The sequence below is a fragment of the Aminobacter sp. 01T433 genome, from assembly GCF_056398585.1.
Genome location: NZ_JBFTPR010000001.1, coordinates 567,314 through 590,371 on the forward strand (window position 1 = coordinate 567,314; position 23,058 = coordinate 590,371).

The window sequence follows — 23,058 nt, forward strand, 5'->3', positions numbered from 1 at the left end:
GGTTAGCATTCGCGATGCGGCTCGGCAATCGGGAAAGGGTTTGATCCTCACTAAACGATGGTGGGTCAATTCCGTTTGCGCAGCGCCGAATGGGCCGTCCGGAGCCGAGACAAGGCGATCTCGCCATAGGCGCGGCCACTGAGCTTGCCGCCGAACCCTTTGCGCAAGATCTTGCGCGCCTGGCTGCCGGAGAAGCGGGCGAGGATTTCGCGGCAAAAAATGCGCGGACGAAATTCGGCCGCAAGCCGTGGCGCGTTGGCCAGGAAAATCTCGAATAGCTTTGGGTCGCCATAGAATCTGCGCAGGCGCTTGGGTGTCTCCCTGGTCACTTGATCCACGACTTGCCAGAAGGCGCCATCAAGCATCCAGGCGTACTTGTCCGCATTGGCGAGCAGAAACTCGATATCAGTCAGTGTCGCTTGGCTGGCCTTCAGATTGTATGCGGGGCTGCCCGACACCAGCCAGATCGAGCGTTCGCGCGCCGAGAAATAGTTCGAGCCATGCAGGCGGTATCCCGAAAGGATGACATCAATCAGGGCACTTCCGGCAAACGCATTGCAGATGAAATTGAAGTAGCCATCGGCGGAGCGCATGTGCGGACCATCGCGGCGTACAAGACGCAGGATGGAAGCGCGGTACATGTTCGCGGTGCCCGGCCCCCAATGCCAGCCGAAGACAGACCTGGGAACGATGGCGGTCCTGGCAGCCAGGGCATCGAAATCCCCGGGGGTTATGGACGGCACGCGCAATGTGGCATCCTCATTGCGCAAGCCGCGCATCATGTGACTGCCGCTGATGTCGACGCATGCGCCTGCGGCCGTCAGCGTGTTGCCATGGGTGTCCACCTCCGCCACGCTTGAAGACGTGAAGGCAACGCTGTGCGGCAGTGCCAGATGCGCCTGAACGTGCATCGAGGCGAAATTCGAAAACAGCACATCATCGGCGTCGACAAAGGTGACGAGACCGCCTTTGACCTTGTCCAGCGCCCAGAACGCGGCCCCCAGTTGTCCGAGGTTCTCGGGAAGCGTTGCGACGGCGAACCGGTCGTCGCCCTGGATGTGCCTGGCAATCACCTCGGCACTGTCGTCGGTCGAGCCGTTGTTGATGACCAGGCATTCAAAATGCGGATAGTCCTGGGCCTTGATCGAGTCGATCGCGGCACCGACAAATTGGGCATAGTTCCAGCAAATGACGACGAAGCTGACGAGCGGCGGTTTGATCGCGTCGCCCGATAGTTGCGCGATGCTCTGGCGACCGATCGTGAAATCGGACGCGGGATGCTCGCTCGCGCAATCGGCGCTGGTAGCCTTGCCGTCGAAGTCGTTCATTCGGACTCGCCTATTGGCCTTGAAATCATGAGCTTATAGAAGCGATCCGGGAAAATGCCCACGCCCATCTATCGGCCTGCGTTAATAGCGAAAGTAGAAGGCACCATGCATCCTGAAAAGCGGGTCCTCGTGACGGGCGGTGCCGGGTTTCTTGGTTCGCATCTTTGCGAAAAGCTGTTGGAGTCGGGCGCGCAAGTCTTGTGCGTCGACAATTTCTACACCGGCGCTGCCGAAAACATCGCGCATCTGGGCGCGCATCCTCGTTTCGAGTTCATGCGCCACGATGTGTGCCTGCCGCTTCATGTCGAGGTCGACGAGATCTACAACCTCGCCTGTCCTGCCTCACCGATCCACTACCAGCGCGACCCGGTGCAGACGACAAAAACCAGCGTATTGGGCGCCATCAACATGCTTGGTCTCGCCAAGCGGCTCGGCGCCAAAATCCTGCAGGCTTCCACATCTGAAGTTTATGGCGACCCCACAATTCATCCGCAGCCCGAGGATTACTGGGGCAACGTCAATCCGATCGGCCCGCGCTCCTGTTACGACGAGGGCAAGCGCTGCGCGGAGACGCTGTTTTTCGACTATCGGCGCCAGCACGACCTGGAGATCAAGGTCGCCAGGATATTCAATACCTATGGCCCGAGGATGCAGCCCAACGACGGTCGCGTCGTGTCGAATTTCATCATGCAGGCACTGAAGGGCGACGCCATCTCGATCTTCGGCGACGGCGCGCAGACGCGGTCGTTTTGCTATGTCGATGACCTGGTCGACGGCCTGATCAGGCTGATGGCTTCGCCAAGGGAGTTTACCGGCCCGGTCAATCTGGGCAATCCCGAAGAATTCTCGATGATCGAATTGGCGGAGGCGGTGGTGGCCGCGACGGGCAGCGCGCCTCGGTTTGAGTTCTTTCCTTTGCCCGTAGACGATCCCAGGCAAAGGCGGCCAGATATCACTTTGGCAGGCATCTTGGGCTGGCAGCCGCGAACCGCATTGACCGAAGGCCTGCAGCGCACGGTGGCCTATTTCCGGGACCAGCTAAGCAGCGCCCGGCAGACGTCAGCTGCTGTTTCGTGACAGGAAAACGGCCTCGGCAAGCCGGAAACCGAGGCGCGACCGCCTACCCACGCCTTGAAGCTGACGTGGCAATCGCGATATTTCCCAAAAGAGCTAGAATCGCAGGAGACTGACCTTGGCCGGATTGACGCGTTTTCTCGGAGACACCCCGCTTCGGGTGTTCATCAAGCTCCTGGTGATTTCCTTCCTGGTCGGCATCGTCATGAGCGCCTTCGGCTGGTCGCCCTTCGACGTGCTCTTCGGCATCCGCAACTTCTTCGTCGATCTCTGGAACATGGGCTTCCGCGCCGTCGACCGCTTCCTGGGTTACTTCCTGCTGGGCGCGGCGATTGTCGTTCCTGCCTTCATCATCCTCAGGCTGCTCAGCTACCGCAAGTAGGCTCAGATAAACGCCGCCGCCGTTTCAAACAGGATCGCGTGGCGTGCCGCAAGCGCTGTGATGTCGGTCGAATAGCCACCGCCGATTACGCCACACAGTGGAACGCCGGTGTTGCGGAAGTGCTCGATGACGAGGCGCTCGCGGCGGCGCAAGCCGTCGTCGCTCAGCGCGAGCCGGCCCAGCCGATCCTCGTGATGCGGGTCGACGCCGGCATTGTAGAACACGATGTCCCATCCCCCACGCTGTGACAGGCTCCCCAGCGCGTCAGTCAGGGTCTCCATATAGGCGTCGTCGCCGGTTCCATCGGGCAGGCCGATGTCGAGACTGGAGGCGACCTTGCGCACCGGGTAATTCTTCTGGGCATGCATCGAAAAGGTGAAGACCGAAGGGGTGCCGGCAAGGATCTCTGCCGTTCCGTCGCCCTGATGCACGTCGAGGTCGACCACCAGGATGTTTTCGACGAGCTTGTCCTGCAGCAGCGCAAGAGCTGCCACGGCGACATCGTTGAAGGTGCAGAAACCAGCGCCCTGGGCGCGCCGGGCATGGTGGCTGCCGCCGGCGGCGTTGCAGGCGATGCCGTGGGCAAGCGCAAGACGCGCTGCGGCAAGCGTGCCGCCCGCCGCAAGCTGGGCACGGCGCGACACGCGCTCGCCTATGGGAAAGCCGATCTCGCGCTCGATATGCGGCGGAACGGTGCACGACAGCACCTGGTCGACATAACCGGCGTCGTGGGCCAGATGAAGCCTCTCGTGCGGAACCAGCTCAGACTGGCTGATGCCACTGGTCAGGCCAAGCGCTTCAAGCCGTTCCATGAGATGGCGATATTTGCTCATCGGAAAGCGATGGTCCGGCGAAAAACCGGCGTCATAGTCGGGATGGCTGACGATCTGAAGCGGCATGGGCAACTGCTGAACCACCGGGGCGAATTCGATTGCCCCCACAACTTAAATGGTTGCGGGCGTTGGGGAAACCGGGGCATGTGCCCGAACGGGAGATTCGGCAACAGGGAGGACTATCGTTGGAATACGCATCGCCAGAGGGCCGCGTGACGCCTTTTTCCGTCACCAACCGCTCGGTGCTGGCGATTGCCGTGCCAATGACCCTTGCTTATCTGACGACCCCCTTCATCGGCCTTGTCGGCACTGGCGTTGTCGGTCAGTTCGGTGATGCAGCCCTGCTCGGTGGCCTTGCGGCGGGTGCTGTCGCCTTCGACGTGGTCTTCACCAGCTTCAATTTCCTGCGCGCCGGAACGACGGCGCTCGTAGCCCAGGCCTTCGGCCGCAATGATGCGGCGGAGGAGCAAGCGGTCTTCTGGCGTGCCGTGGTGATCGCCTTGATTGCCGGCATCGTGCTGGCGCTGACGGCGCCGCTGACTTCGCTCGCAGGGCAATGGTTCATGCAGGCCGAACCGCGCGTCAATGAGACGCTCGACCACTATGTCCGTATCCGCATGCTGGGCGCGCCCTTCGCGCTGATCAATTACGCTATCCTCGGCTACATATTGGGGCGGGGCGAGGGCGGCTTCGCGCTGTTTTTGCAAGCGACGCTCAACGGCGTCAACATCGTGCTTTCGATCATGCTGGGCCTGCATTTCGGCTGGGGCGTCGAAGGTGTCGCCTGGGCGGCGGTTGCCGGCGAGGCGGCTGGCATGGTCATCGGCCTTGCCGTGCTGTTGCGGCGCTTCGGGCGCCAGCCGAAACTGGCGCGTGGGCGCGTCTTCGACGCCGCGGCGTTCCGGCGCCTGTTCGTGCTCAATCGTGACATCATGATCAGGTCGCTGTCGCTGCTCGTGGCCTTCGCTTTGTTCACGCGCCAGGGTGCCCAGTTCGGCACGGTGACGCTTGCGGCCAATGCCGTGCTGATGAACTTCTTCATTGCCGCCGGCTTCTTCCTCGACGGCTTTGCCGCCGCCGCCGAACAGCTTGCTGGCCGTGCCGTCGGCGCGCGCTATGAGCCGGCCTTCCGCAAGGCGGTCTATCTCTGTTCGATCTGGGGATTTGCGTTGGCCGGCAGCATGACGGCAGCACTTCTTGTGTTCGGCGCCGATTTGATCGCGCTGATTTCAACCGCCGAAGACGTGCGTGCGGCAGCCATCGCCTACCTGCCCTGGGCGGCGTTCACAGCGCTGAGCGGCGTGCTCGCCTTCCAGATGGACGGCATCTTCATTGGTGCTGCCTGGTCGCGCGACATGCGCAACATGATGGTGATCTCGCTGCTGGCATTCATCGCAGCACTACTGGTGCTGCCTTCGCACTTCGGGAATGCCGGCCTTTGGGCGGCGTTGCACCTGTTGCTGATCGTGCGTGGCCTATGCCTGCTGGCGATCCTGCGGCCGCGGGCGCGCGCGACCTTTCAGAGCGGTGCTGCTGCCCACTGATCGAGCTTGCTGTCGCGCAGCTCGGAAATGTTCTTCAGGCCCTCGCGCGCGGCGAAATCCGACATGCCGCGCACGATGCGTGCCGGCAGCGATGGACCGGCATAGACCATGCCGGTGTAGAGTTGCACGAGATCGGCGCCGGCACGGATTTTTTCGAGCGCTGTCTCGGTCGAATCCACACCGCCAACGCCGATGATGGCGCGCTGGGGCCCGAGCAGCTTGCGCATGCGCGCGAGCACCGCCGTCGAACGCGCAAATAGCGGTTTGCCCGAAAGGCCGCCGGTTTCACCGGTGTGGGTCGGGCTGCGCAGGGTCGGCCGGGCGATCGTGGTGTTGGAAACGATGACGCCGTCGATGCCCTTTTCGGTGACCTCGGCGGCGATGTCCTCGAGTTCCGCCTCATGCAAATCGGGTGCGATCTTGAGGAAAATCGGAACTGGATGGCCGGCCTCGACGCGGGCGACGATCACGCCGGCCAGCAATTCGGCGAGCTGTTCGCGCGCCTGCATGTTGCGCAGGCCCGGTGTGTTGGGCGAAGAAATGTTGACGGTGAGATAAGACGCGTGGCGTGCGAAGCGCTTCACGCCGCTGATATAGTCGCCAATGCGGTTGGTGGTGTCCTTGTTGGCGCCGATGTTGACGCCAACGATGCCAGGCCGTCCCGACCGGGCGATGAGACGCTTTTCGCAGGCATCATGGCCCTCATTGTTGAAGCCAAGCCGGTTGATGACGGCGTCGTCCTCGACGAGGCGGAAGATGCGAGGCTTGGGATTGCCGGCCTGCGGCAGCGGCGTCACCGTGCCGACTTCGGCAAAGCCGAAGCCGAGGCCGAGCAACGCGTCCGGCACTTCGCCATTCTTGTCGTAGCCGGCTGCCATGCCGAGCGGGTTGGGAACGTCCAGGCCGGCGATCTTCAAGTGCAGGCGGGCATCGCGAGGCGCGCGGCCGCCCACCGGCAGGCCGCAGCGCAGCGCCTTGATCGACATGCCGTGCGCGGTCTCTGCATCGAAGCTGAACAGCAGGTGCCGGCCAAGCCGGTCGAAAGCGCTCATGCCTCAAGCTCCGGGAAATCGTGGGCGCCATCGGCCTTGAGCGGCAAGGCAACCACCCATTTGGCGGCACTCGTTTCGAGTGGCGCGTAAAGATGTGGAAACAAAGCGCCGCCACGCGAGACTTCATATTTCAGCGAGGGCCCGAGCCTGTCGGCATCGAAGGCGACAAGCAGCAGATTGTCCTGGCCGGCGAAGTGCTTGGCTGCCGTCTCCACAACCTGTTCGGCGGTCGAGAAATGGATGAAGCCGTCGGCGAGATCGATGGGCGCGCCTTGGAAAATCCCGCTCTGTTCGGCCTGGCGCCACATCGGTTCGGGGCAGATCTTGTAGATGGTCTTCGTCATATGCGCGCTATAGGCTGAAAGCATGATGCGGGGAAGGGCGGCTTGGCTTGCCCCACCGCAATTTGGGCCTATTGCGGCGCGACAATTCGCATCGTCCGCAAATGGAGACAGTCATGCGCCGTGCCTTTTTGATATTCGTTCCCATGCTTGCCGGCCTCGGGGCCACTTCGGCATTTGCCGCCGAAGGACAGCGCTTCCAGATGGAAAAGACCGACAAGGGCTATGTTCGCATGGACACCCAGACGGGCGAGATGTCGATCTGCGAGGAGCGCGACGGCCAGCTGGTGTGCAAACTTGCCGCCGACGAGCGCTCGGCACTTCAAGATGAGATCGGCCGCCTGCAAGGGGATATCAAGACGATCGAAGAGCGAGTGGTAAAGCTTGAGAATTCACTGACGGCCCGGATGGAATCGAAGCTGCCGACCGAAGAAGAATTCCAGAAGAGCATGGGTTATATGGAGCGCTTTTTCCGCAGCTTCATGGGCATAGTCAAGGACATGGAAAAGGAAGACAAGGCGCTCCCGCCGGAGCCGGCACCGAACAAGACTTGAGCGCCAGCCTGTGTGCTTGCGCCTGAAAGTTGAGCATGAAGCGCTGCTGCCGTGATCTTTTGACTTTAACTGCTTGAAAAGCCGGCACCGGGTCGCATAATCGCGCCCGACGGTCCAAGGCGTACAGAACGGTCGGGACCTCGGGAGGAATATTTGCCAGCAGGCCATAAGTTCGTCATTGCGGACGACCATCCGCTTTTTCGCGGTGCTCTCAAACAAGCCATCGCGGGGCTCGCCGACGTCTCGAGCGTGCTGGAAGCCGGCGACTTCGAGAGCGTCAAGGCGATCGTTGCCGCTCATGAGGATATCGACCTCGTCCTGCTCGACCTTTCCATGCCCGGAGCCTCCGGACTGTCCGGCCTGATTTCGCTGCGCGGCGTCCATGCGACGGTGCCCGTGGTCATCGTTTCGGCCCAGGACGACCCCGAGACCATCCGCCGTGCGCTGGAGCTTGGCGCTTCGGGTTTCATTTCCAAATCGGCGAGCATGGACGACATCCGCAGCGCCATCGAGGCTGTGTTGTCGGGCGAAATCTCCGCACCCGGCGATATTGACCTCGGGGTCGAGCGCGACCCGGAGATTTCCGACCTGATCAAGCGGCTGCAATCGCTGACGCCGCAGCAGACGCGCGTGCTCGGCATGCTGGCGGAAGGGCTGCTCAACAAGCAGATCGCCTATGAGCTTGGCGTGTCGGAAGCCACGATCAAGGCTCATGTCTCGGCGATCCTGCAGAAGCTCGGCGTCGACAGCCGCACCCAGGCCGTCATCCTGCTGTCCAAGATCGGCAGCGATCCGCGTCCAGCAGTGTAGCGCGAATTCTACTCGGCGGCATGCGCCATGCGCCGCATGCGGTTCATCATCGATCGCAGCACGGCGGGCTTCAGCGGCTTGTTCAGCACGGCGACGTCGATCTGGTCGGCGGCGGCGCGCACCTCGTTGGAGCGGTCGGCGGTGATCAGTACCGCCGGTATCGCTTCGCCATAAGCGCCGCGCAGCGTGCGGATGACGTCGAGGCCGTTTTCGCCGTCGAGATGATAGTCGGCGAGGATGATCTCAGGTGCCGGCCCGACGCTCTGGTCGGCCTCGAAGGCCTCCGTGCCGGAGTAGGTTCGCACCATACAGCCCCAGCCTTCTAGCAGAAGGCGCATGCCTTCGAGGATGCGGGCATCATTGTCGATGCACACGACCGTAAGCCCGTTGAGGGCGGCGGCGGCCTGGATGCGTGGCCGTGCCGTCGTCGGGGCGGGCAATTCCGCAGCGGTAGTGATAGGCAGAATCACCGAAAAGCGCGTGCCCAGACCCTTGTGCGACTCGATCTGGATTTCGAGCTTGAGCACGCGCGCGATACGGTCGACGATCGACAGGCCGAGCCCTAGCCCCTGCGCCTCGCGCATGCCGTCGTCGAGGCGCAGGAATTCCTGGAATACCGTGCCGAGCTTGTCGGCGGCGATACCGATGCCGGTGTCGATCACCTGGATTTCGACGAGTTCGCCACGGCGTCTGACACCGACGACGATGCGGCCGCTGCGGGTGTATTTGATCGCGTTGGAAACCAGATTCTGGATCAGCCGGCGCAACAGGTTGCGGTCGGTGTTGACAGTCAAAGTCGACTGCACGATCACCAGTTCGAGATCCTTGGCACGTGCCATGGGCAGGAAGTCGGTGCCGATCTGGCGCAGCAGTCCGTCTAGGCGGAACACGGTTTCGGCCGGCTTCATCGCACCGGCGTCGAGCCTGGAAATATCGAGCACCGCGCCCAGGATGGTCTCGACCGATTCCAGCGAAGATTCGATGTTGCGGGCGGCAACGCCCGCATTGCCCTTGCCGGCCTTTTCGATTAGTGACGAGCAGTAGAGCCGGGCGGCGTTGAGCGGTTGCAGGATGTCGTGGCCGGCAGCCGCCAGGAAGCGAGTCTTGCCGAGATTGGCCTCTTCGGCGAGCATCTGCGCCTGCGCCAGCTCTTCGTTGACGCTGGTCAGTTCAGCGGTGCGGCTCTTGACGCGCTGCTCTAGCGACTCGTTCGCCCTTTTCAGTGCGAGATCGGCAGCCACGCGCGCGGAGATGTCGGTGTAGGTCGCAACGATGCCACCATCGGGCATCGGGTTGGAGCTCATCTCGATGATCCTGCCGCTGGTTTGCAGTTCGATCTGCCAGGGTCCGCTAAAGCTGGTCAGCCGGTTGAGCGTGTTCAGTCGCGAGGTCTGCGCAATGTCGCCGCGCGCTACGAGGTAACCGAGGATGCGGTCGATCGAAACGCCGACTTGTCCCATCTCGTCGGGCAGGTCGAACAGCGAGCGGTATTGGCGGTTCCAGCAGATCAGGCGGAAATCCTGATCGAAGACCGTGATGCCCTGTTCCATCTGGTCGAGCGCGATCTGCAGCAGGTCGCGGTTGTGCTGCAAAGCTTCGGTGGCGTCGTCGAGCAGGCGGAACGTGTCTTTGGAGGAATTGTCGCCGCGCTTGAACAACAGCGACAGGATCAGCCGTGCCGAAGACGAGCCGACAGCGCTCGCCATCAGCTGCTCGGAAAATCGGATGACGTCCATGCCGGCAGGATCGTTGCCGTTGAGCTTGCTGCCGCTTTCGATCTGGAAGGTCTGGAACGAGCGCTCGGTGCGTTCGACGCCGAGATAGCGAGCGATGGTGTCCTTGAGGTCGTTGACGGTGATAGTGGTGCGGAAACGTCGCAGCGATGGCATCGGGCTTGAATCTCGCGGCACGAAGATCGAGGCCTGGATGCGTTCAAGCGGTACCGAGGCGCGTGACAGCGAACCGAAGACGAAGAACAGCGCGTTGATCGCAAGGCTCCACAACACGCCGTGATTGAGCGGTTCGGCGACCGTGCCGAACAGTGCCTGTGGCCTGAGCGCCTCGATGCCGAAAAGCCCGTCGGTGATGATCGAGGTGTCAGGTGCTGCGAGTGTTGGCAGCATCAGCGTGTAGCACCACACGGCGATGCCGGCGGCCATGCCAAGGGCGGCCCCCCGCGCATTGGCGCGGCGCCAGATCAACCCGCCGATGAAGGACGGCGCGAACTGGGCGATGGCCGCAAACGACATCAGGCCGATCGAGGCTAGGCGCGTGTTGTTGGTGCTTTCGCGATAATAGAGGAAGGCGACGAACAGGATGATGAAGATCGAGGCGCGGCGGATGTTGAGGATGATCGCCGACCAATCCTCGGTCTCGCCGGATTTGATCTTGATCAGCCGTCGCACGAAGATCGGGATGACGAGGTCGTTGGAGATCATGATCGACAGCGCGACGCTGGCGACGATCACCATGGCTGTTGCCGCCGACAGGCCGCCGATGAAGGCGACCATGGCGAGCACGTCGTGACCCTTGAGCAGCGGCAGCGACAGCACATAGAGGTCGCTGGTCGTTGCGGTGCCGACGGTCGACAACCCGGCGAAGGCGATCGGCAGCACAAACAGGTTGATCGCCACCAGATAGGCCGGGAAGACCCAGGTCGCTGTGCGCAATTCGCTCTCGCTGCGGTTCTCCACGATCATGACGTAGAACTGGCGCGGCAGCATGATGATGGCGAAGCCGCTGATGATGGTCACCACCAGCCAGGTGCCAAGCGAGGTGCTGTAGCCCATGGCGTCGCCGACCTGTTCGGTGGCAGCAAAGCTCTCGAGCATGTCGCCGGGACCGTCGAACAGGGAGAAGGTAACGAACAGCCCAACCGCGAGGAACGCGACCAGCTTGACGATCGATTCGACTGCGACTGCCAGCACCAGCCCGTTCTGGTGTTCGGTGGCGTCGGCATGGCGGGTGCCGAACAAGGTGGCAAACAAAGCGAGCAGCAGTGCCACGACCAGCGAGATGTCGCTGATGAAGGGGTCGAAGGAGGGGGGGAAGCCGGTGTAGTGCTCGACCATCAGGCTGACCGAACCGGAGATCGCCTTGAGCTGTAGCGCTATATAGGGGATGGCGCCGACAGTGGCGATCAGCGTTGCGATGGAGGCGACGGCGAAACTCTTGCCGTAGCGCGCGCCCAAAAAGTCGGCGATCGAGGTGATCTTTTCGGCCTTGGCCAGCTTGATGATGCGGCTGAGCAGCGGGAAGCCGAACATGAAGACCAGCACCGGGCCGATATAGATGGCGAGGAATTCGAGCCCGCGCTCGGAGGCGAGCCCGACCGAGCCGAAGAAGGTCCAGGACGTGCAGTAGATGGCAAGGCTGAGCGCATAGATGAACGGGCGTGGCCGGCCCGGACCCAGGCTCGCGGTCCTTCGGTCGCCGATGCTCGCGATGGCGAACAAAAACGTGACATAGGCAATGGCGATGAAGACGACGGCCAGACCCTGCACTGCTAATTCTCGCTCCCTTGGAAGACCTATCGCCTCCAAGGTGAGGCAATCACAGCTTGGCGGGCAAGTCTATTATCCTTGTCTCCTACACGCAGTCGGGCCGTCGCAGGACGCGGCCATTGTGGGCGACGACATTGGCGGGTTTTGCAACTGGTGGTTTTTGCTATTGTGGCGGCAATTGGCGGCAGGCAGGGTGTCTCGATTCGCCGTCTCGCAGATCGGACAAGGAGGGTTCTATGATTAAGGAATTCCAGGAATTCATTGCCAAGGGCAATGTGATGGATCTTGCCGTCGGCGTGATCATAGGCGGCGCCTTCGGCCTGATCGTTTCGTCGCTGGTGGCCGATATCATCATGCCGATCGTCGGCGCTGTCTTCCGCGGCGGTTTCGACTTCTCCAACTACTTCCTGCCGCTTTCATCTGGGGTTACCGCCACGTCGCTGGCTGAAGCCAGGAAACAGGGTGCCGTCTTTGCCTATGGCAACTTCCTTACCGTGGTCATCAACTTCCTGATCCTGGCCTGGATCGTCTTTCTGATGGTCAAGGGCGTGAACACCATGCGCCGCAAGCTGGAGAAGGAAAAGGCAGCCGAGCCGGCTGCACCTCCACCTGCCGATGTGGCGCTGTTGACTGAAATCCGCGATCTTCTCGCCAAGAAATAACCGGCTGAGCCATTGCTTGGCGCTGGCATGCTGAAAAACCCCCGGCTGGCTGGACCGCCGGGGGTTCTTTCGTTTGCGCGGGCGCGCTAGGACTTGCGCTCGACAGACATTCAACCTGGGATGATCATGAGCCTTATAGATATGGTTCGCTCTGAGGCCCGCCTCGCGCCCGTCAGCGGCATCGAGGCGGTGGCAAATTACGGGCGCGATCGCGCTGGCCTCATTCCGCTGTGGGCCGGCGAGGGCGACATGCCGACGCCCGACTTCATCAGCTCGGCCGCAGCGCGCGGCCTCGCCAACGGCGAAACCTTCTACACCTGGCAGGCCGGCATCCCGGAACTGCGCCAGGCTCTCGCCCGCTACCACAAGCGCCATTTCGGCATGGACTTTTCCGAGGACGAATTCATCGTCACCATTGGCGGCATGCAGGCCATCACCATGGCGCTTCAGGTGGCGGTGGGTGCCGGCGACGAAGCGCTTTATCTCGCGCCGGCCTGGCCAAACTTCGCTGGTGCGGCGGTGGTTGCCGGCGTCAAGCCTGTGCCGGTGCTGCTCGACATGACCGATAATGGCTGGAGCTGCGATGTCGAAAAGATCGCCGCTGCCATTACCCCGCGCACCAAGGCGATCTTCGTCAACACGCCGTCCAACCCGACCGGCTGGACCGCTGATCGCGAAACGCTGCGGGCGATCCTCGACCTGGCGCGCAAGAACAATCTCTGGATCATCGCCGACGAGATCTATGCGCTGTTTCACTTCGGCGGACACCGCGCGGCCTCGTTCATGGACGTCATGGATCCGGAAGACAAGATTCTGTTCGTCAACACCTTCTCCAAGAACTGGGCGATGACCGGCTGGCGCGTTGGCTGGCTGCGCTCGCATCCTTCGCTCAGCCGTACCTTCGAAAACCTCGTCCAGTATTCGACATCGGGTGTGGCACAGTTCATGCAACGCGGCGCGATTGCAGCGCTTGACGAAGGCGACGATTTCATCACCTCGCAGGTCGAACGTGCCCAGCAGGCGCGCGATATCGTCTGCAAGGTCCTGGGCGATACCGGCAAGGTTCGCTTCAGCGTGCCGCCGGGTGCATTCTACCTGTTCTTTTCAGTGGACGGCATGAAGGACGCGGAGCGCGCTGCCTTCGACATCGTCGACAAGGCTGCCGTTGGCGTTGCACCCGGAACGGCATTCTGTGCGGGTGGCGAGGGTTTTCTGCGCCTGTGCTTCCACCGCCGTCTCGACCAGGTCGAAGAAGCTTCGCACCGGCTTGCGAAGTGGATCAACGCGCTGTAGACGGAAAGTCCAGTGAATAGAAAAGGCCCGAAATCGATCCGATTTCGGGCCTTTTCGTTAAGTTCGCTTGCTGCTCAGCCGCCTGATTGCGGCACCAGCAACGGAACGATGCGCTCGCTCTTGGCGACTTCGGTGTGGCCTTCGGTGCGATATGGAATGCCGAGTGCGTTCCAGGTCTCGACCAGCGCAGTCTTGAGCTCTGCGATCAACTCGTCGGTGTGGAATGGCGTTGGCGTGATACGCAGCCGTTCGGTGCCGCGCGGCACGGTCGGGTAGTTGATCGGCTGGATGTAGATGCCGTGGACGCCGAGCAGGCGGTCGCTGGCCATCTTGCACAGCTCGGGATCGCCGACCAGGATCGGCACGATGTGAGTTGGCGACTCCATGACCGGCAGGCCGGCCTCGGCGAGCATCTGCTTGGCCTGTGTTGCCTGACGCTGCTGGGCGTCACGCTCGGACTGCGAGTTCTTGAGATGGCGGATCGATGCGGTGGTCGCGGCCGCGATCGCCGGCGGAAGTGCCGTGGTGAAGATGAAGCCCGGTGCGTAGGAACGCACGGCGTCGACCACAGAACGGGTGCCGGTGATGTAGCCGCCGAGCGTGCCGAATGCCTTGGCAAGCGTGCCCTCGATGATGTCGATGCGATGGGCCAGGCCTTCGCGCTCGGTGATGCCGCCGCCGCGCGGGCCGTACATGCCGACCGCGTGGACCTCATCGATATAGGTCATGGCATTGTACTTTTCGGCGAGGTCAGCGATCTTGGCGATCGGTGCGATGTCACCGTCCATCGAATAGACGCTCTCGAACACGATCAGCTTGGCGCGCTCGCGACCTGCCGCCTGCAGCAGGCTTTCGAGGTGGGCGACGTCGTTGTGGCGGAAGATCTTCTTTTCAGCACCCGAGCGGCGCACGCCCTCGATCATCGAGGCGTGGTTGAGTTCGTCGGAAAGAACCAGGCAGTTGGGCAGGAGCTTGGCGATGGTCGAGATCGCGGCTTCGTTGGAGACAAAGCCAGAGGTGAAGACCAGTCCCGCTTCCTTGCCGTGGAGATCGGCGAGCTCATGCTCGAGATCGACCAGCGGATGGTTGTTGCCGGAGATGTTGCGGGTGCCGCCAGCACCCGTGCCCATGTTGCCGGCTGCCTTCTGCATCGCCGCCACCACGTCGGGGTGCTGGCCCATGCCGAGATAGTCGTTAGAACACCAGACGGTTATTTCCTGCGCTCGGCCGTTGGAGCGCCAGATCGCGCGCGGGAACTTGCCGACGATGCGCTCCAGATCGGCGAACACGCGATAACGGCGCTCGGCGTGGATTTGGTCGATCGCTTCTTCGAAAAACCGCTGGTAGTTCATGTGGACGTCCCAATTTTTCAACCGCGAGCATAATCAACGGCCGGTTCGGCGTCCATCAACCGTTTTGGTCAAAATGCCACGCCCTCGACGTCCCAAACGACCACGGAACGGCGAAAAGTCCTTTGATGTGGATCAAACTCGGCAGCGACTGAAATTCTTCGCGTCGAAGCCGCCTCGCATTCGCCCGAGTTTTTGCGCTAGACAGTGCGAAAGCGGAAATGAAATACGGAGGATTCGATGGCGGTTTTGGTGACAGGCGGGGCGGGCTATATCGGCAGCCATATGGTCTGGGAACTGCTCGATGCTGGCGAACAGGTCGTCGTGCTCGACCGGCTTTCGACCGGCTTCGACTGGGCCGTGGCGCCTGAGGCGACCCTTGTCAGGGGCGATGTCGCCGACCAGGAACTCGTCGGCAAGCTGATCCGCGAGCATGGCGTGGATAGCATCATCCATTTCGCCGGCTCGATCGTGGTGCCGGAATCGGTCGCCGACCCGCTCGGCTATTACGAAAACAACACCAGCAAGACCCGCAGCCTGATCGAGGCGGCGGTGCGCAGTGGCGTGAAGCATTTCATCTTCTCCTCGACGGCGGCCGTTTATGGCGCGGCCGGCATGGAGCCGGTGGTCGAAGACGCGCGACTTGCGCCGGAATCGCCTTACGGCCTGTCCAAGCTGATGAGCGAATGGATGCTGCGCGATGCGGCGGCAGCACACCCGCTGCGCTACACCGCGTTGCGCTATTTCAACGTCGCGGGCGCTGATCCCAAGGGCCGTACCGGCCAGTCGACCAAGGGCGCAACTCACCTGATCAAGGTCGCTTCGGAGACCGCGCTCGGCAAGCGCGCCTCGATGCAGGTTTACGGCGACGATTATGCGACGCCTGACGGTACCTGCGTGCGCGATTATATCCACGTCTCGGACCTCGCCGCCGCACACCGGCTGGCGCTCGCCCGCCTGCGCGCCGGCGGTGGCAATCTCGTTGCCAATTGCGGCTACGGCCACGGCTATTCGGTGCTCGAAGTCATCGACAGCGTGCGGCGCGTGCATGGCGGCGATTTCACGGTTCAGATGGGACCTCGCCGTGCCGGCGACGCGGCCTCGGTCGTTGCCAATGCGGACCTCGCGCGCGGCGAACTCGGCTGGGCGCCCAAGCACGACGATCTCGACGCCATCGTGGGTGACGCGCTCAATTGGGAAAAGCTGCTCAGCCGCAAGAATTCCACAACCGGCTGAGGCTGGCTCAGCCGATTCCTGCCAGCACCTCTCGATATGCCGCGCGGCAACAGCTAGTGCTGCCGCGTGGAGTTGAGTTCCCGGCGGTCGTGGGTTCCCGGTCAGAGCCCGATATCAACTTGGGTACGCAATGAAGATCCTGGTTCTCGGCGCAGGCGTGGTCGGAACGGCGGCAGCCTATTATCTGGCCCGCGACGGCCATGAGGTCACCGTGCTCGAGCGCCATCCGGCCGCGTCGCGGGGCACCAGCTATTCCAATGCCGGCCTTGTCTCGCCGGGCGATGCCACCGCCTGGGCTTCGCCGGCAGCGCTCAAGACCTTCATCCGCTCGCTATACACACCCGACCTCGGCATCAAGGTCAGGCTGCGGCTCGATCCTTATTTCTACGCCTGGAGCCTGCGTTTCCTGTTTCAGTGCACGAAAGCGCGCCTGCGCGCCAACAGCGAGGTCAAGCTCCGGCTCGCGCTGTATGCGCGCCAGTGCATCAACGAGATTTCGGCCGAAACCGGCCTTGCCTATGACGAGCGCCGCAAAGGCATCCTCTATTTCTTCCGCTCACAAAAGAGCCTCGACGAAGGCAGCGAAAACTACCGCTTTCTGGCCGAACACGGACTGCCGATCGAGATCGTCGACCGCAACCGCATGGTCGAACTGGAGCCGGGCCTGGCGTCGGCCAAGGACGGCATTGCTGGCGGTGTCTATTCGCCGATCGACCAGACCGGCGATTCCCGTATGTTCGTCGAAAGCCTGGCCGCCTACGCCACCGAGCGTCTCGGTGTGAAGTTCATGTTCGACACCACCGTCGAAGACCTTGTCATCGACGGCGACCGCGTCAGCGGCGTGAAGACATCATCCGGCATTGTCGCAGCAGAAGCCGTTGTCATCGCCATGGGACCGGAAAGCGGACTGCTCGGCCGGCGCCACGGCATCGACCTGCCCGTCTATCCGGTCAAGGGCTATACGGCGACCGTGCCGCTCGACGATCCCTCCAAGGGGCCGACCATGGGCGGCGCCGACGAGGACAATCTGATCGCCTATTCGCGTTTGGGCGACCGCTTGCGGCTGGCCTCGACCGCCGAATTCGCCGGTTTTGACCGCAGCCACAAGCCTGAGGATTTCGCCCGCCTGTTCAAGGCCGGCAAGGAGCTGTTTCCCGGCGCATTCGATCCCAGCAAGGCCGAACTCTGGGCCGGTCTCAGGCCGATGATGCCGGGTTCGGTGCCGGTCATGGGCCGCGCGCGCTTCAAGAACCTTTATCTCGACACCGGCCATGGCCATGTCGGCTGGACCATGGCCTGCGGCTCCGGCAAGTTCCTTGCCGATCTGATCGCCGGGCGCAAACCCGAAATCGACCCGCAGGGCCTGGTCTACAAGGGCTGATTCAGTGTCGGCCCAGGCGCTGGCGGGATTCGTAGAGATATTGCAGGCCGATGATGACGGCTGCGATCAAAAGGTAGAAAACCGACACGACCAGCAGCACTTCGATTGCCTTGTAGGTGTCGGCGATGATCGTCGTCGAGGCGGCGGTCAGCTCGTCGATGGCAACGAGGCTGGCAAGCGAGCTGCCTTTGACCATCTGGATGGCGTTGGAAAACAGCGAAGGTGCTGCCAGCCGGTAGGCCTGCGGGATCATCACCTTCCAGTATATGGCGAAGGGCCTGAGGCCGAGCGCCTTGGCGGCGTCGAGCTGGCCTTGGGGCACGCTTTCGAAGCCCGAGCGCAGGAATTCGAGATTATAGGCGGTCGACGCGAAGATCAGGCCAATCAATGCTGAGGGCAACGGCTCGAGATAGATGCCGAGCCGGGGCAGGCCGTAATAAAGCCCAAACAGCAGTGCCAGAACCGGCGCTGCGCGGGCAAAGAAGCTGTAGCCGATGATCAGCCGCCGGAAGGCGCCATTGGGCCGCTGTATGTAGATGGCGAGCGGCAGTGCCAGGAAGTTGGACACGGCAATGACGATTACCGAGATCAGTAGCGTCATGCCAAGCCCGCTGAGCAGCATGCGCTGGTAGGTGGGGTCGAGGAGGATGCTCATCGCGCGGCCACCTGCTTGGGCTTGCGTTCGTTGAACACGAGCAGCGGTGTCACGATCAGGATGTAGAGGCCGACGGCCAGCGTCAGGAAGGTGAAGGGCGCGTTGGTGGCGGCGATGCCCTGCTTGGTGACGTAGAGGATTTCGCTGACCGAAACCGCCGAGGCGATCGACATGCGCTTGACCGTGCCGATGGCGTAAGTGATCCAGCCCTTGCGCGCCAGCGGCAGGATCTGCGGGATAAGGATGCGCAAGAACACCACCCGCGTCGGCAGGCCGAGCGCCTTGCCGGCCTCATACTGGCCGAAGGGGATCGTTGCCAGCGCGCCCTTGAACACCTGGTAGTCGAAGGCGATGCCGACCAGCGTGAACGCGATGATGGTCGAGCCGATGGGGCCGAAATCGACACCGATCTGCGGCCCACCGAAGAAGAACAGGAACAGGACGACAAGTTCCGGCACCGAGCGGAAGAAGGCGCTGAACGCTTCGATGGCTTTGCGCGGCAGCGATTTCTCGCGGCCGTAATGGACGAGCGAAAGCAGAAGGCCAAACAGCGCCGACAGGGTGAAGATCACCGCCGACAGCGCAATGGTGAGAGCTGCCGCGGTCAACAGCCGCGGCAGCCAGGCAATCGCAATTTCCATGTCCGGCCGCCCCTCCGGCTACGCTTGTTACTGCGCCTTCGACCAGTCGATCGATGCGCCGAACCACTTGTCCGCGAGGCCCTGGAGCGTGCCGTCCTTGCGCCATGTCTCAAACAGAGCGTCGATGGCGTCGGCCAGCGGCTTGTTCTTGTTGTTGACGGCGACACTCTGGGTCACGGTGGAGAGCATGTCGTCGAGCGTGACGACGCCAGACAGCTTGCCCGACTTGGCGAGATATTTCGGCCCGAGGAAGTCGTGCGCGGCGAAGTCGATGCGGCGGTTCTCAAGGTCGAGGAACAGCTCCGTCGATCCCGGATATTCGCGGCTTTCGGTGACGCAGCCGGCTGGCAGCTTCTCCTTGGCGACCTTCTGGAACGAGCCGCCACGCACCGCACCCATGACCTTGCCGCAGACGTCCTTCCAGCCTGTTATGCCGGTGTCGGCCTCGCGGCGCGTCACGGCGACGCCGTTGACGATGTAGGGCGACAACAGGAAGAAATCCTTTGAGGCAAGCCGTTCCGGCGTGCGCGACACGCCCGAAGCGATGGCATCGAAGCGCCCGGCGGTCAGGCCCGGCAACAGGCCGGCGAAGTCGAGCTTTTCAAACTTGGCGCTGACGCCAAGCGATTTTGCGATCAGGTTGATCACATCGATGTCGAAGCCTTCAAGCTCGCCCGTGGCGTTTGTCATGCTGAACGGCGGCGCCGAGCCGGAGGTGCCGACCGTGAGCGTATCGGCATTGACGAGGGCGGCCTTGTAGTCCTGCGCACTTGCTGCGCTCACGCCGAAAACCGCGATGAGGGCCAGCAGTGCTGTCCGCGCAAATCCCATGATCACTCCTTGGATGGGTAGCTTGAAAACCGGGAGAGGTGCTTATATCGCACAGCCGGTGGGCGACCAACAACGGAAGCCACGGCGACTAGGTACTTTTTGGCGAAGCTGTTTCTCAAGAACGGTTTTTTCAAAAAAACGAGGATTTTTGGAATGGAACTGCGTTTCAAGCTCAACCACCTGTACCAGGGCCAGAACTCGCCTTTCCTCCACGCCGTCGATGCCGGCTATTTCGCCGACCACGGCCTCAGCTGCACCTTCGTTGAAGGGTTCAGTTCGTCGCAGGTGACGCGCGCGCTCGTTGAGGGCGACGCCGATATCGGCTTTGGCGATGTGTCTTCGGTGTTCGAGCGCGCCTTGCGCACCGGTGAACAGGAAATCACCTGCCTGCTGCCGATCTATGAAAACACGCCCTGCTGCCTCGGCTATCTCTCCGACGGCAAGGAACTCACTTTGGCCGATATTGAAGGCAGCACCTTATGCGGTCCCAATGGCGACACCTCGGCGCGGCTGCTGCCGCTATTGCTGGCAAAGAACGGCTTTGCTCCTGACAGCTACACCTATCTCGGCGTCCAGCCTGAAGAGCGCGACCGCTTGGTCGCAGCGCGGGAAGTGCTGGCTGCGACATGTTTCGATGCAACGCTGAAATTTGCCATGGAAAGCCGCGGCTACGATACCAGCGCGCTTGCCTTTCTCTATTTCGCCGACAATGGCCTCGACACCTATTCGAGCGCGCTTGTCGCACTCGATACGGTGCTGGAGCGAGATCCTGCCTTGGCTGGCAAGCTGCGTTCGATCGGCCGGCAGGCGTGGCGCGATTGCCTGAAGGATCCCGAACTTGGCGTTCGCGCCGTGCTCAAGCGCTCGCCGTCGCTCAACGCGGACATCGTCAGGGGGCAGCTCCAGTGGGTGCTGAGCCATCAGGTTTTCCCCAATGGAGATGGGCCGATGGCTTTTGATGTCCAAGGAGAAAAGATGGCGGCGACGCTCGAATGCGCCGTGTTTTCGGTGGGCGATGAGGCACGCCGTCCGGCCGATGGGCTGCCCGCAGCGATCTGCCGGAATTAGTCACCCGGTCTCGAAATCGCCGGGTTGCGGCGGGGCGATCGGTTTGAACAGCGTGCGGTCGGGCTTGATGTCGAGCAAGGGCGTGCCGTCAAGGCAGTCCATGCCGCGCACGCTCAGCATGTTGCCTTCCACACCAACAAGCTCGACGATCGAGGTGCCGATGGGGTTGGGCCGCACAGGCGAGCGCAAGGCAAAGGTGCCGCGTGAGGTCCCGTCATTGGCCGGACTCTGGCGCACAAGATCGCGCCTGGACATATGCAGCCAGTAGAGCACCTCAAGGCGTTCGAATTTTTCGACACCGTGGAGTGCCGCCTGCCATGGCTCGAAGATTTCGATGCGGCAGATGGGGCCATCGGCGCGGCCCTGGCGCGGTGTCATCAGGCGAGAGGCCCAGGGCGTGTGGATGCGGCCGATGAACACCAGTCCGGCGTCGAACTCGGTGGGTTGCGCGACGGCGGTTTCGCCGTCGCGGATTTCGTTTTCGCGGACCATGCTCAGTCCACCGCCACCATGACGTCGGAGGCCTTGATCACCGCATAGGCATCCTTGCCGACCGCAAGCTTGAGGTCGGCGACGGCCTCGTTGGTGATCGAGGCGGTGACGACGGCGCCGCCGATGTCGATGCGGACATGCGAAGTCGTTGCTCCCTTGGTCACTTCGACGATCTTTCCCTTGATCTGGTTGCGGGCGCTGATCTTCATGGTGCGTTCCTTTCGGTCAGGGTTGGGGTGCAGACATGGCGTCCGGCCTGTTCGAGATAGGCAACTGCGACCCCGACGCCATAAAGAGCCTGCAGTGTTTCCGAGGTTAGCACGTCGGCGGGCTTTCCTATGGCAACGAGCGCGCCTGCCTGCATCAGCGCGACGCGATTGGCACAGGCAAAAGCATGGCTGGGATCGTGGGTAGAAATGACCACCGCCATGCCTGCGGCAGCGAAGCTCGATATGCGGCTGAGCACGCGCGCCTGGTTGCCGAAGTCGAGGCTGGCAGTCGGCTCGTCCATGACGATCAGCTCCGGCTCCTGGGCAACCGCCCGGGCGATCAGCGTCATTTGCTTTTCGCCACCGGAGATGTCGGTGAAGGGGCGGGCGGCGAGGTGGCCGATGCCCAAAGTTGCGAGTGCTTCCTGCGTTTTCGCCCGGTCCGCCATTGTGGGCGAGGCAAAGGTGTCGATGCGGCTGGCGCGGCCCATCAAGACGACGTCGAACACCGAAAACGGGAAGTAGACCCCAGTGGCTTGCGGAACATAGGCGATGTGGCGGGCGAACTGGGCGCGCGAAAAGTTGGCGATATCCTTGCCGTCCAGCTCAAGGCTGCCGCCCTGGCGCGGCAGCAAGCCGAGCAGGGTCTTGAACAAGGTGGTCTTGCCGCAGCCATTGGGGCCAAGCAGGCACAGCACTTCGCCACGATCGACCGAAAGCGTGACGCCCTGGCCGATTTTCACGCGGCCATAGCCGAATGCGAGTTCGATTGCCTGAAGCATCATTGCCAGCCTCGCCGGGTCGTCAGAAGCAGATAGAGGAAGAACGGTGCGCCTATCGCAGCTGTGAGGATGCCCAAGGGGGTCTCGATCTCGGCCATGCTGCGGGCGAGTGCGTCGACTCCGACCATATAGCCGGCGCCGATAAGCATCGACGTTGGCAACAGCCGGGAAAATTCAGGGCCGACGAACATTCTGGCGACATGCGGCACCAGCAGGCCGATCCAGCCGACAATGCCCGAGATCGATACGGCGGCTGCCGTCATCAGGGTGGCTGCGGCAACGACAACGACGCGGATCCAGCGCGTCTCGACGCCAAGCGCACGCGCCTCCTCGTCGTCAAGCGTCATCAGGTTCATGCGCCAGCGCAACAAGATCATCGGCACAAGGGCGATCGCCACCGCCGGCAGGATGGAGGCGAGGTCGCCTCGGGTGATGGAGGCCAAGCTGCCGAGCAGCCAGAAGGTGATGGCGGGCAGCTGGTTGTAGGGGTCGGCGAGCACCTTGAGCAGCGACACGCAAGCGCCGAGCAGGGCGCCGATGGCGACACCCGCCAGCACCAGTACCAGGATCGGGTCGCGCTCGCGCACCGCGGAGCCGATGACATAGACCACTGCGACCGCCGCCAGCCCGCCGAGGAAGGCGAGCCCTTGGATGGCCAATACCGACATCGACAGGAAAATGCCGGCGACGGCACCCAAGCTGGCGCCGGCTGAAACGCCAAGGATGTCGGGTGAAACCAGCGGATTGCGGAACAGGCCCTGATAGACCGCGCCGGCGGCGGCAAGGGCTGCGCCAATCATCAGGCCGGCGCCGACACGCGGCAACCGGACATTCCAGACGACGGTTTCGACGGTGGTGGCAACGCCGCTCTGAGTGTCGGTGGCCTTTGAGATGATCACGGCCCAAATGTCGCCAGGTGTCACCGGATATTTCCCAGTGACGATGGCAGCGATCACGATCAGCACAAGAAGAAATGCAAGAACGCCAAGCGACTGCAGGCGGCCGCGCCGGGGATTTTCAGGCTCCGGCACCACGCTG

23 protein-coding genes are annotated in these 23,058 nt (G+C 62.5%); 10 read left to right on the top strand and 13 right to left on the bottom strand.

All coding sequences use genetic code 11. From position 1 onward, the window contains the following. Positions 1-65: 65 nt before the first annotated feature. Positions 66-1,328, bottom strand: coding sequence for a glycosyltransferase family 2 protein (locus tag AC1DLV_RS02860; RefSeq protein ID WP_476799586.1), 1,263 nt, complete (start codon positions 1,326-1,328; stop codon positions 66-68). Between the two features lie 105 nt (positions 1,329-1,433). On the opposite strand from AC1DLV_RS02860, the gene AC1DLV_RS02865 reads away from it, so the two are divergent. Continuing rightward, complete coding sequence (locus AC1DLV_RS02865) at positions 1,434-2,405, top strand: UDP-glucuronic acid decarboxylase family protein (RefSeq protein WP_476799585.1); 972 nt, start codon at positions 1,434-1,436, stop codon at positions 2,403-2,405. Between the two features lie 115 nt (positions 2,406-2,520). Beyond that, positions 2,521-2,784: a DUF6460 domain-containing protein gene (locus AC1DLV_RS02870; RefSeq protein WP_476799584.1), complete on the top strand. Its 264-nt coding sequence runs from the start codon at positions 2,521-2,523 to the stop codon at positions 2,782-2,784. A gap of 2 nt (positions 2,785-2,786) precedes the next feature. Here AC1DLV_RS02870 and AC1DLV_RS02875 read toward each other — a convergent pair whose 3' ends face one another. Next, on the bottom strand, positions 2,787-3,683 hold the full coding sequence (locus tag AC1DLV_RS02875; protein WP_476799583.1) for a histone deacetylase family protein: 897 nt from the start codon (positions 3,681-3,683) through the stop codon (positions 2,787-2,789). A gap of 119 nt (positions 3,684-3,802) precedes the next feature. On the opposite strand from AC1DLV_RS02875, the gene AC1DLV_RS02880 reads away from it, so the two are divergent. After that, entirely contained in the window at positions 3,803-5,161 is a 1,359-nt protein-coding gene (locus AC1DLV_RS02880) for an MATE family efflux transporter (protein ID WP_476799582.1), read from the top strand. On the opposite strand, the gene AC1DLV_RS02885 is transcribed toward AC1DLV_RS02880, so the two are convergent. Beyond that, on the bottom strand, positions 5,137-6,213 hold the full coding sequence (locus AC1DLV_RS02885; RefSeq protein ID WP_476799581.1) for a quinone-dependent dihydroorotate dehydrogenase: 1,077 nt from the start codon (positions 6,211-6,213) through the stop codon (positions 5,137-5,139). The two genes, AC1DLV_RS02880 and AC1DLV_RS02885, sit on opposite strands and share 25 nt — an antisense overlap. Then, a complete protein-coding gene (locus tag AC1DLV_RS02890) occupies positions 6,210-6,557 on the bottom strand; it encodes a DUF952 domain-containing protein (protein WP_476799580.1) in 348 nt (115 codons plus the stop codon). The genes AC1DLV_RS02885 and AC1DLV_RS02890 overlap by 4 nt, the downstream gene beginning before the upstream one ends. A 113-nt stretch (positions 6,558-6,670) precedes the next feature. Between AC1DLV_RS02890 and AC1DLV_RS02895 the strand changes: the two genes are divergently transcribed. Together AC1DLV_RS02895 and AC1DLV_RS02900 are read left to right on the top strand one after the other, a co-directional pair. Continuing rightward, positions 6,671-7,108: a hypothetical protein gene (locus AC1DLV_RS02895; RefSeq protein ID WP_476799579.1), complete on the top strand. Its 438-nt coding sequence runs from the start codon at positions 6,671-6,673 to the stop codon at positions 7,106-7,108. A gap of 153 nt (positions 7,109-7,261) precedes the next feature. After that, entirely contained in the window at positions 7,262-7,918 is a 657-nt protein-coding gene (locus tag AC1DLV_RS02900; protein WP_476799578.1) for a response regulator, read from the top strand. A gap of 8 nt (positions 7,919-7,926) precedes the next feature. Here AC1DLV_RS02900 and AC1DLV_RS02905 read toward each other — a convergent pair whose 3' ends face one another. Further along, positions 7,927-11,421, bottom strand: a complete 3,495-nt coding sequence (locus AC1DLV_RS02905) for a PAS domain-containing hybrid sensor histidine kinase/response regulator (RefSeq protein ID WP_476799577.1) — start codon at positions 11,419-11,421, stop codon at positions 7,927-7,929. 236 nt (positions 11,422-11,657) lie between these two features. Here AC1DLV_RS02905 and mscL point away from each other — a divergent pair, with 236 nt between their 5' ends. Both mscL and AC1DLV_RS02915 read left to right on the top strand, forming a co-directional pair. After that, entirely contained in the window at positions 11,658-12,083 is a 426-nt protein-coding gene (mscL, locus tag AC1DLV_RS02910) for a large conductance mechanosensitive channel protein MscL (protein WP_476799576.1), read from the top strand. Positions 12,084-12,209: 126 nt separating this feature from the next. Beyond that, on the top strand, positions 12,210-13,376 hold the full coding sequence (locus AC1DLV_RS02915) for a pyridoxal phosphate-dependent aminotransferase (protein ID WP_476799575.1): 1,167 nt from the start codon (positions 12,210-12,212) through the stop codon (positions 13,374-13,376). A 74-nt stretch (positions 13,377-13,450) separates the two neighbouring features. Here AC1DLV_RS02915 and hemA read toward each other — a convergent pair whose 3' ends face one another. Next, positions 13,451-14,728, bottom strand: coding sequence for a 5-aminolevulinate synthase (gene hemA, locus AC1DLV_RS02920; RefSeq protein ID WP_476799574.1), 1,278 nt, complete (start codon positions 14,726-14,728; stop codon positions 13,451-13,453). Positions 14,729-14,965: 237 nt separating this feature from the next. Between hemA and galE the strand changes: the two genes are divergently transcribed. Both galE and AC1DLV_RS02930 read left to right on the top strand, forming a co-directional pair. Continuing rightward, positions 14,966-15,961, top strand: coding sequence for a UDP-glucose 4-epimerase GalE (gene galE / locus AC1DLV_RS02925; protein WP_476799573.1), 996 nt, complete (start codon positions 14,966-14,968; stop codon positions 15,959-15,961). A 130-nt stretch (positions 15,962-16,091) separates the two neighbouring features. Then, positions 16,092-17,342 (top strand): D-amino acid dehydrogenase, encoded by a 1,251-nt coding sequence (locus AC1DLV_RS02930; RefSeq protein WP_476799572.1) that lies wholly within the window; start codon positions 16,092-16,094, stop codon positions 17,340-17,342. Between the two features lies 1 nt (position 17,343). Here the strand turns inward: AC1DLV_RS02930 and AC1DLV_RS02935 are convergent, their stop codons facing one another. From AC1DLV_RS02935 to AC1DLV_RS02945, 3 genes are read right to left on the bottom strand one after another with little or no spacing between them, the layout of a single operon-like run. Beyond that, positions 17,344-17,997, bottom strand: a complete 654-nt coding sequence (locus AC1DLV_RS02935) for an amino acid ABC transporter permease (RefSeq protein WP_476799571.1) — start codon at positions 17,995-17,997, stop codon at positions 17,344-17,346. After that, positions 17,994-18,638: an ABC transporter permease subunit gene (locus AC1DLV_RS02940; RefSeq protein ID WP_476799570.1), complete on the bottom strand. Its 645-nt coding sequence runs from the start codon at positions 18,636-18,638 to the stop codon at positions 17,994-17,996. The genes AC1DLV_RS02935 and AC1DLV_RS02940 overlap by 4 nt, the downstream gene beginning before the upstream one ends. Before the next feature lie 27 nt (positions 18,639-18,665). Further along, a complete protein-coding gene (locus tag AC1DLV_RS02945; RefSeq protein WP_476799569.1) occupies positions 18,666-19,469 on the bottom strand; it encodes a substrate-binding periplasmic protein in 804 nt (267 codons plus the stop codon). A gap of 153 nt (positions 19,470-19,622) precedes the next feature. Here AC1DLV_RS02945 and AC1DLV_RS02950 point away from each other — a divergent pair, with 153 nt between their 5' ends. After that, complete coding sequence (locus tag AC1DLV_RS02950; RefSeq protein WP_476799568.1) at positions 19,623-20,537, top strand: ABC transporter substrate-binding protein; 915 nt, start codon at positions 19,623-19,625, stop codon at positions 20,535-20,537. On the opposite strand, the gene tsaA is transcribed toward AC1DLV_RS02950, so the two are convergent. From tsaA to AC1DLV_RS02970, 4 genes are read right to left on the bottom strand one after another with little or no spacing between them, the layout of a single operon-like run. Continuing rightward, entirely contained in the window at positions 20,538-21,029 is a 492-nt protein-coding gene (gene tsaA, locus AC1DLV_RS02955) for a tRNA (N6-threonylcarbamoyladenosine(37)-N6)-methyltransferase TrmO (protein ID WP_476799567.1), read from the bottom strand. It abuts the gene before it with no gap. A 2-nt stretch (positions 21,030-21,031) separates the two neighbouring features. Beyond that, positions 21,032-21,238, bottom strand: coding sequence for a TOBE domain-containing protein (locus AC1DLV_RS02960; RefSeq protein ID WP_476799566.1), 207 nt, complete (start codon positions 21,236-21,238; stop codon positions 21,032-21,034). Beyond that, a complete protein-coding gene (locus AC1DLV_RS02965; protein WP_476799565.1) occupies positions 21,235-22,023 on the bottom strand; it encodes an ABC transporter ATP-binding protein in 789 nt (262 codons plus the stop codon). The genes AC1DLV_RS02960 and AC1DLV_RS02965 overlap by 4 nt, the downstream gene beginning before the upstream one ends. Then, positions 22,020-23,051, bottom strand: a complete 1,032-nt coding sequence (locus tag AC1DLV_RS02970; protein ID WP_476799833.1) for a FecCD family ABC transporter permease — start codon at positions 23,049-23,051, stop codon at positions 22,020-22,022. Before AC1DLV_RS02970 ends, AC1DLV_RS02965 begins: the two co-directional genes overlap by 4 nt. Positions 23,052-23,058 lie beyond the last annotated feature (7 nt).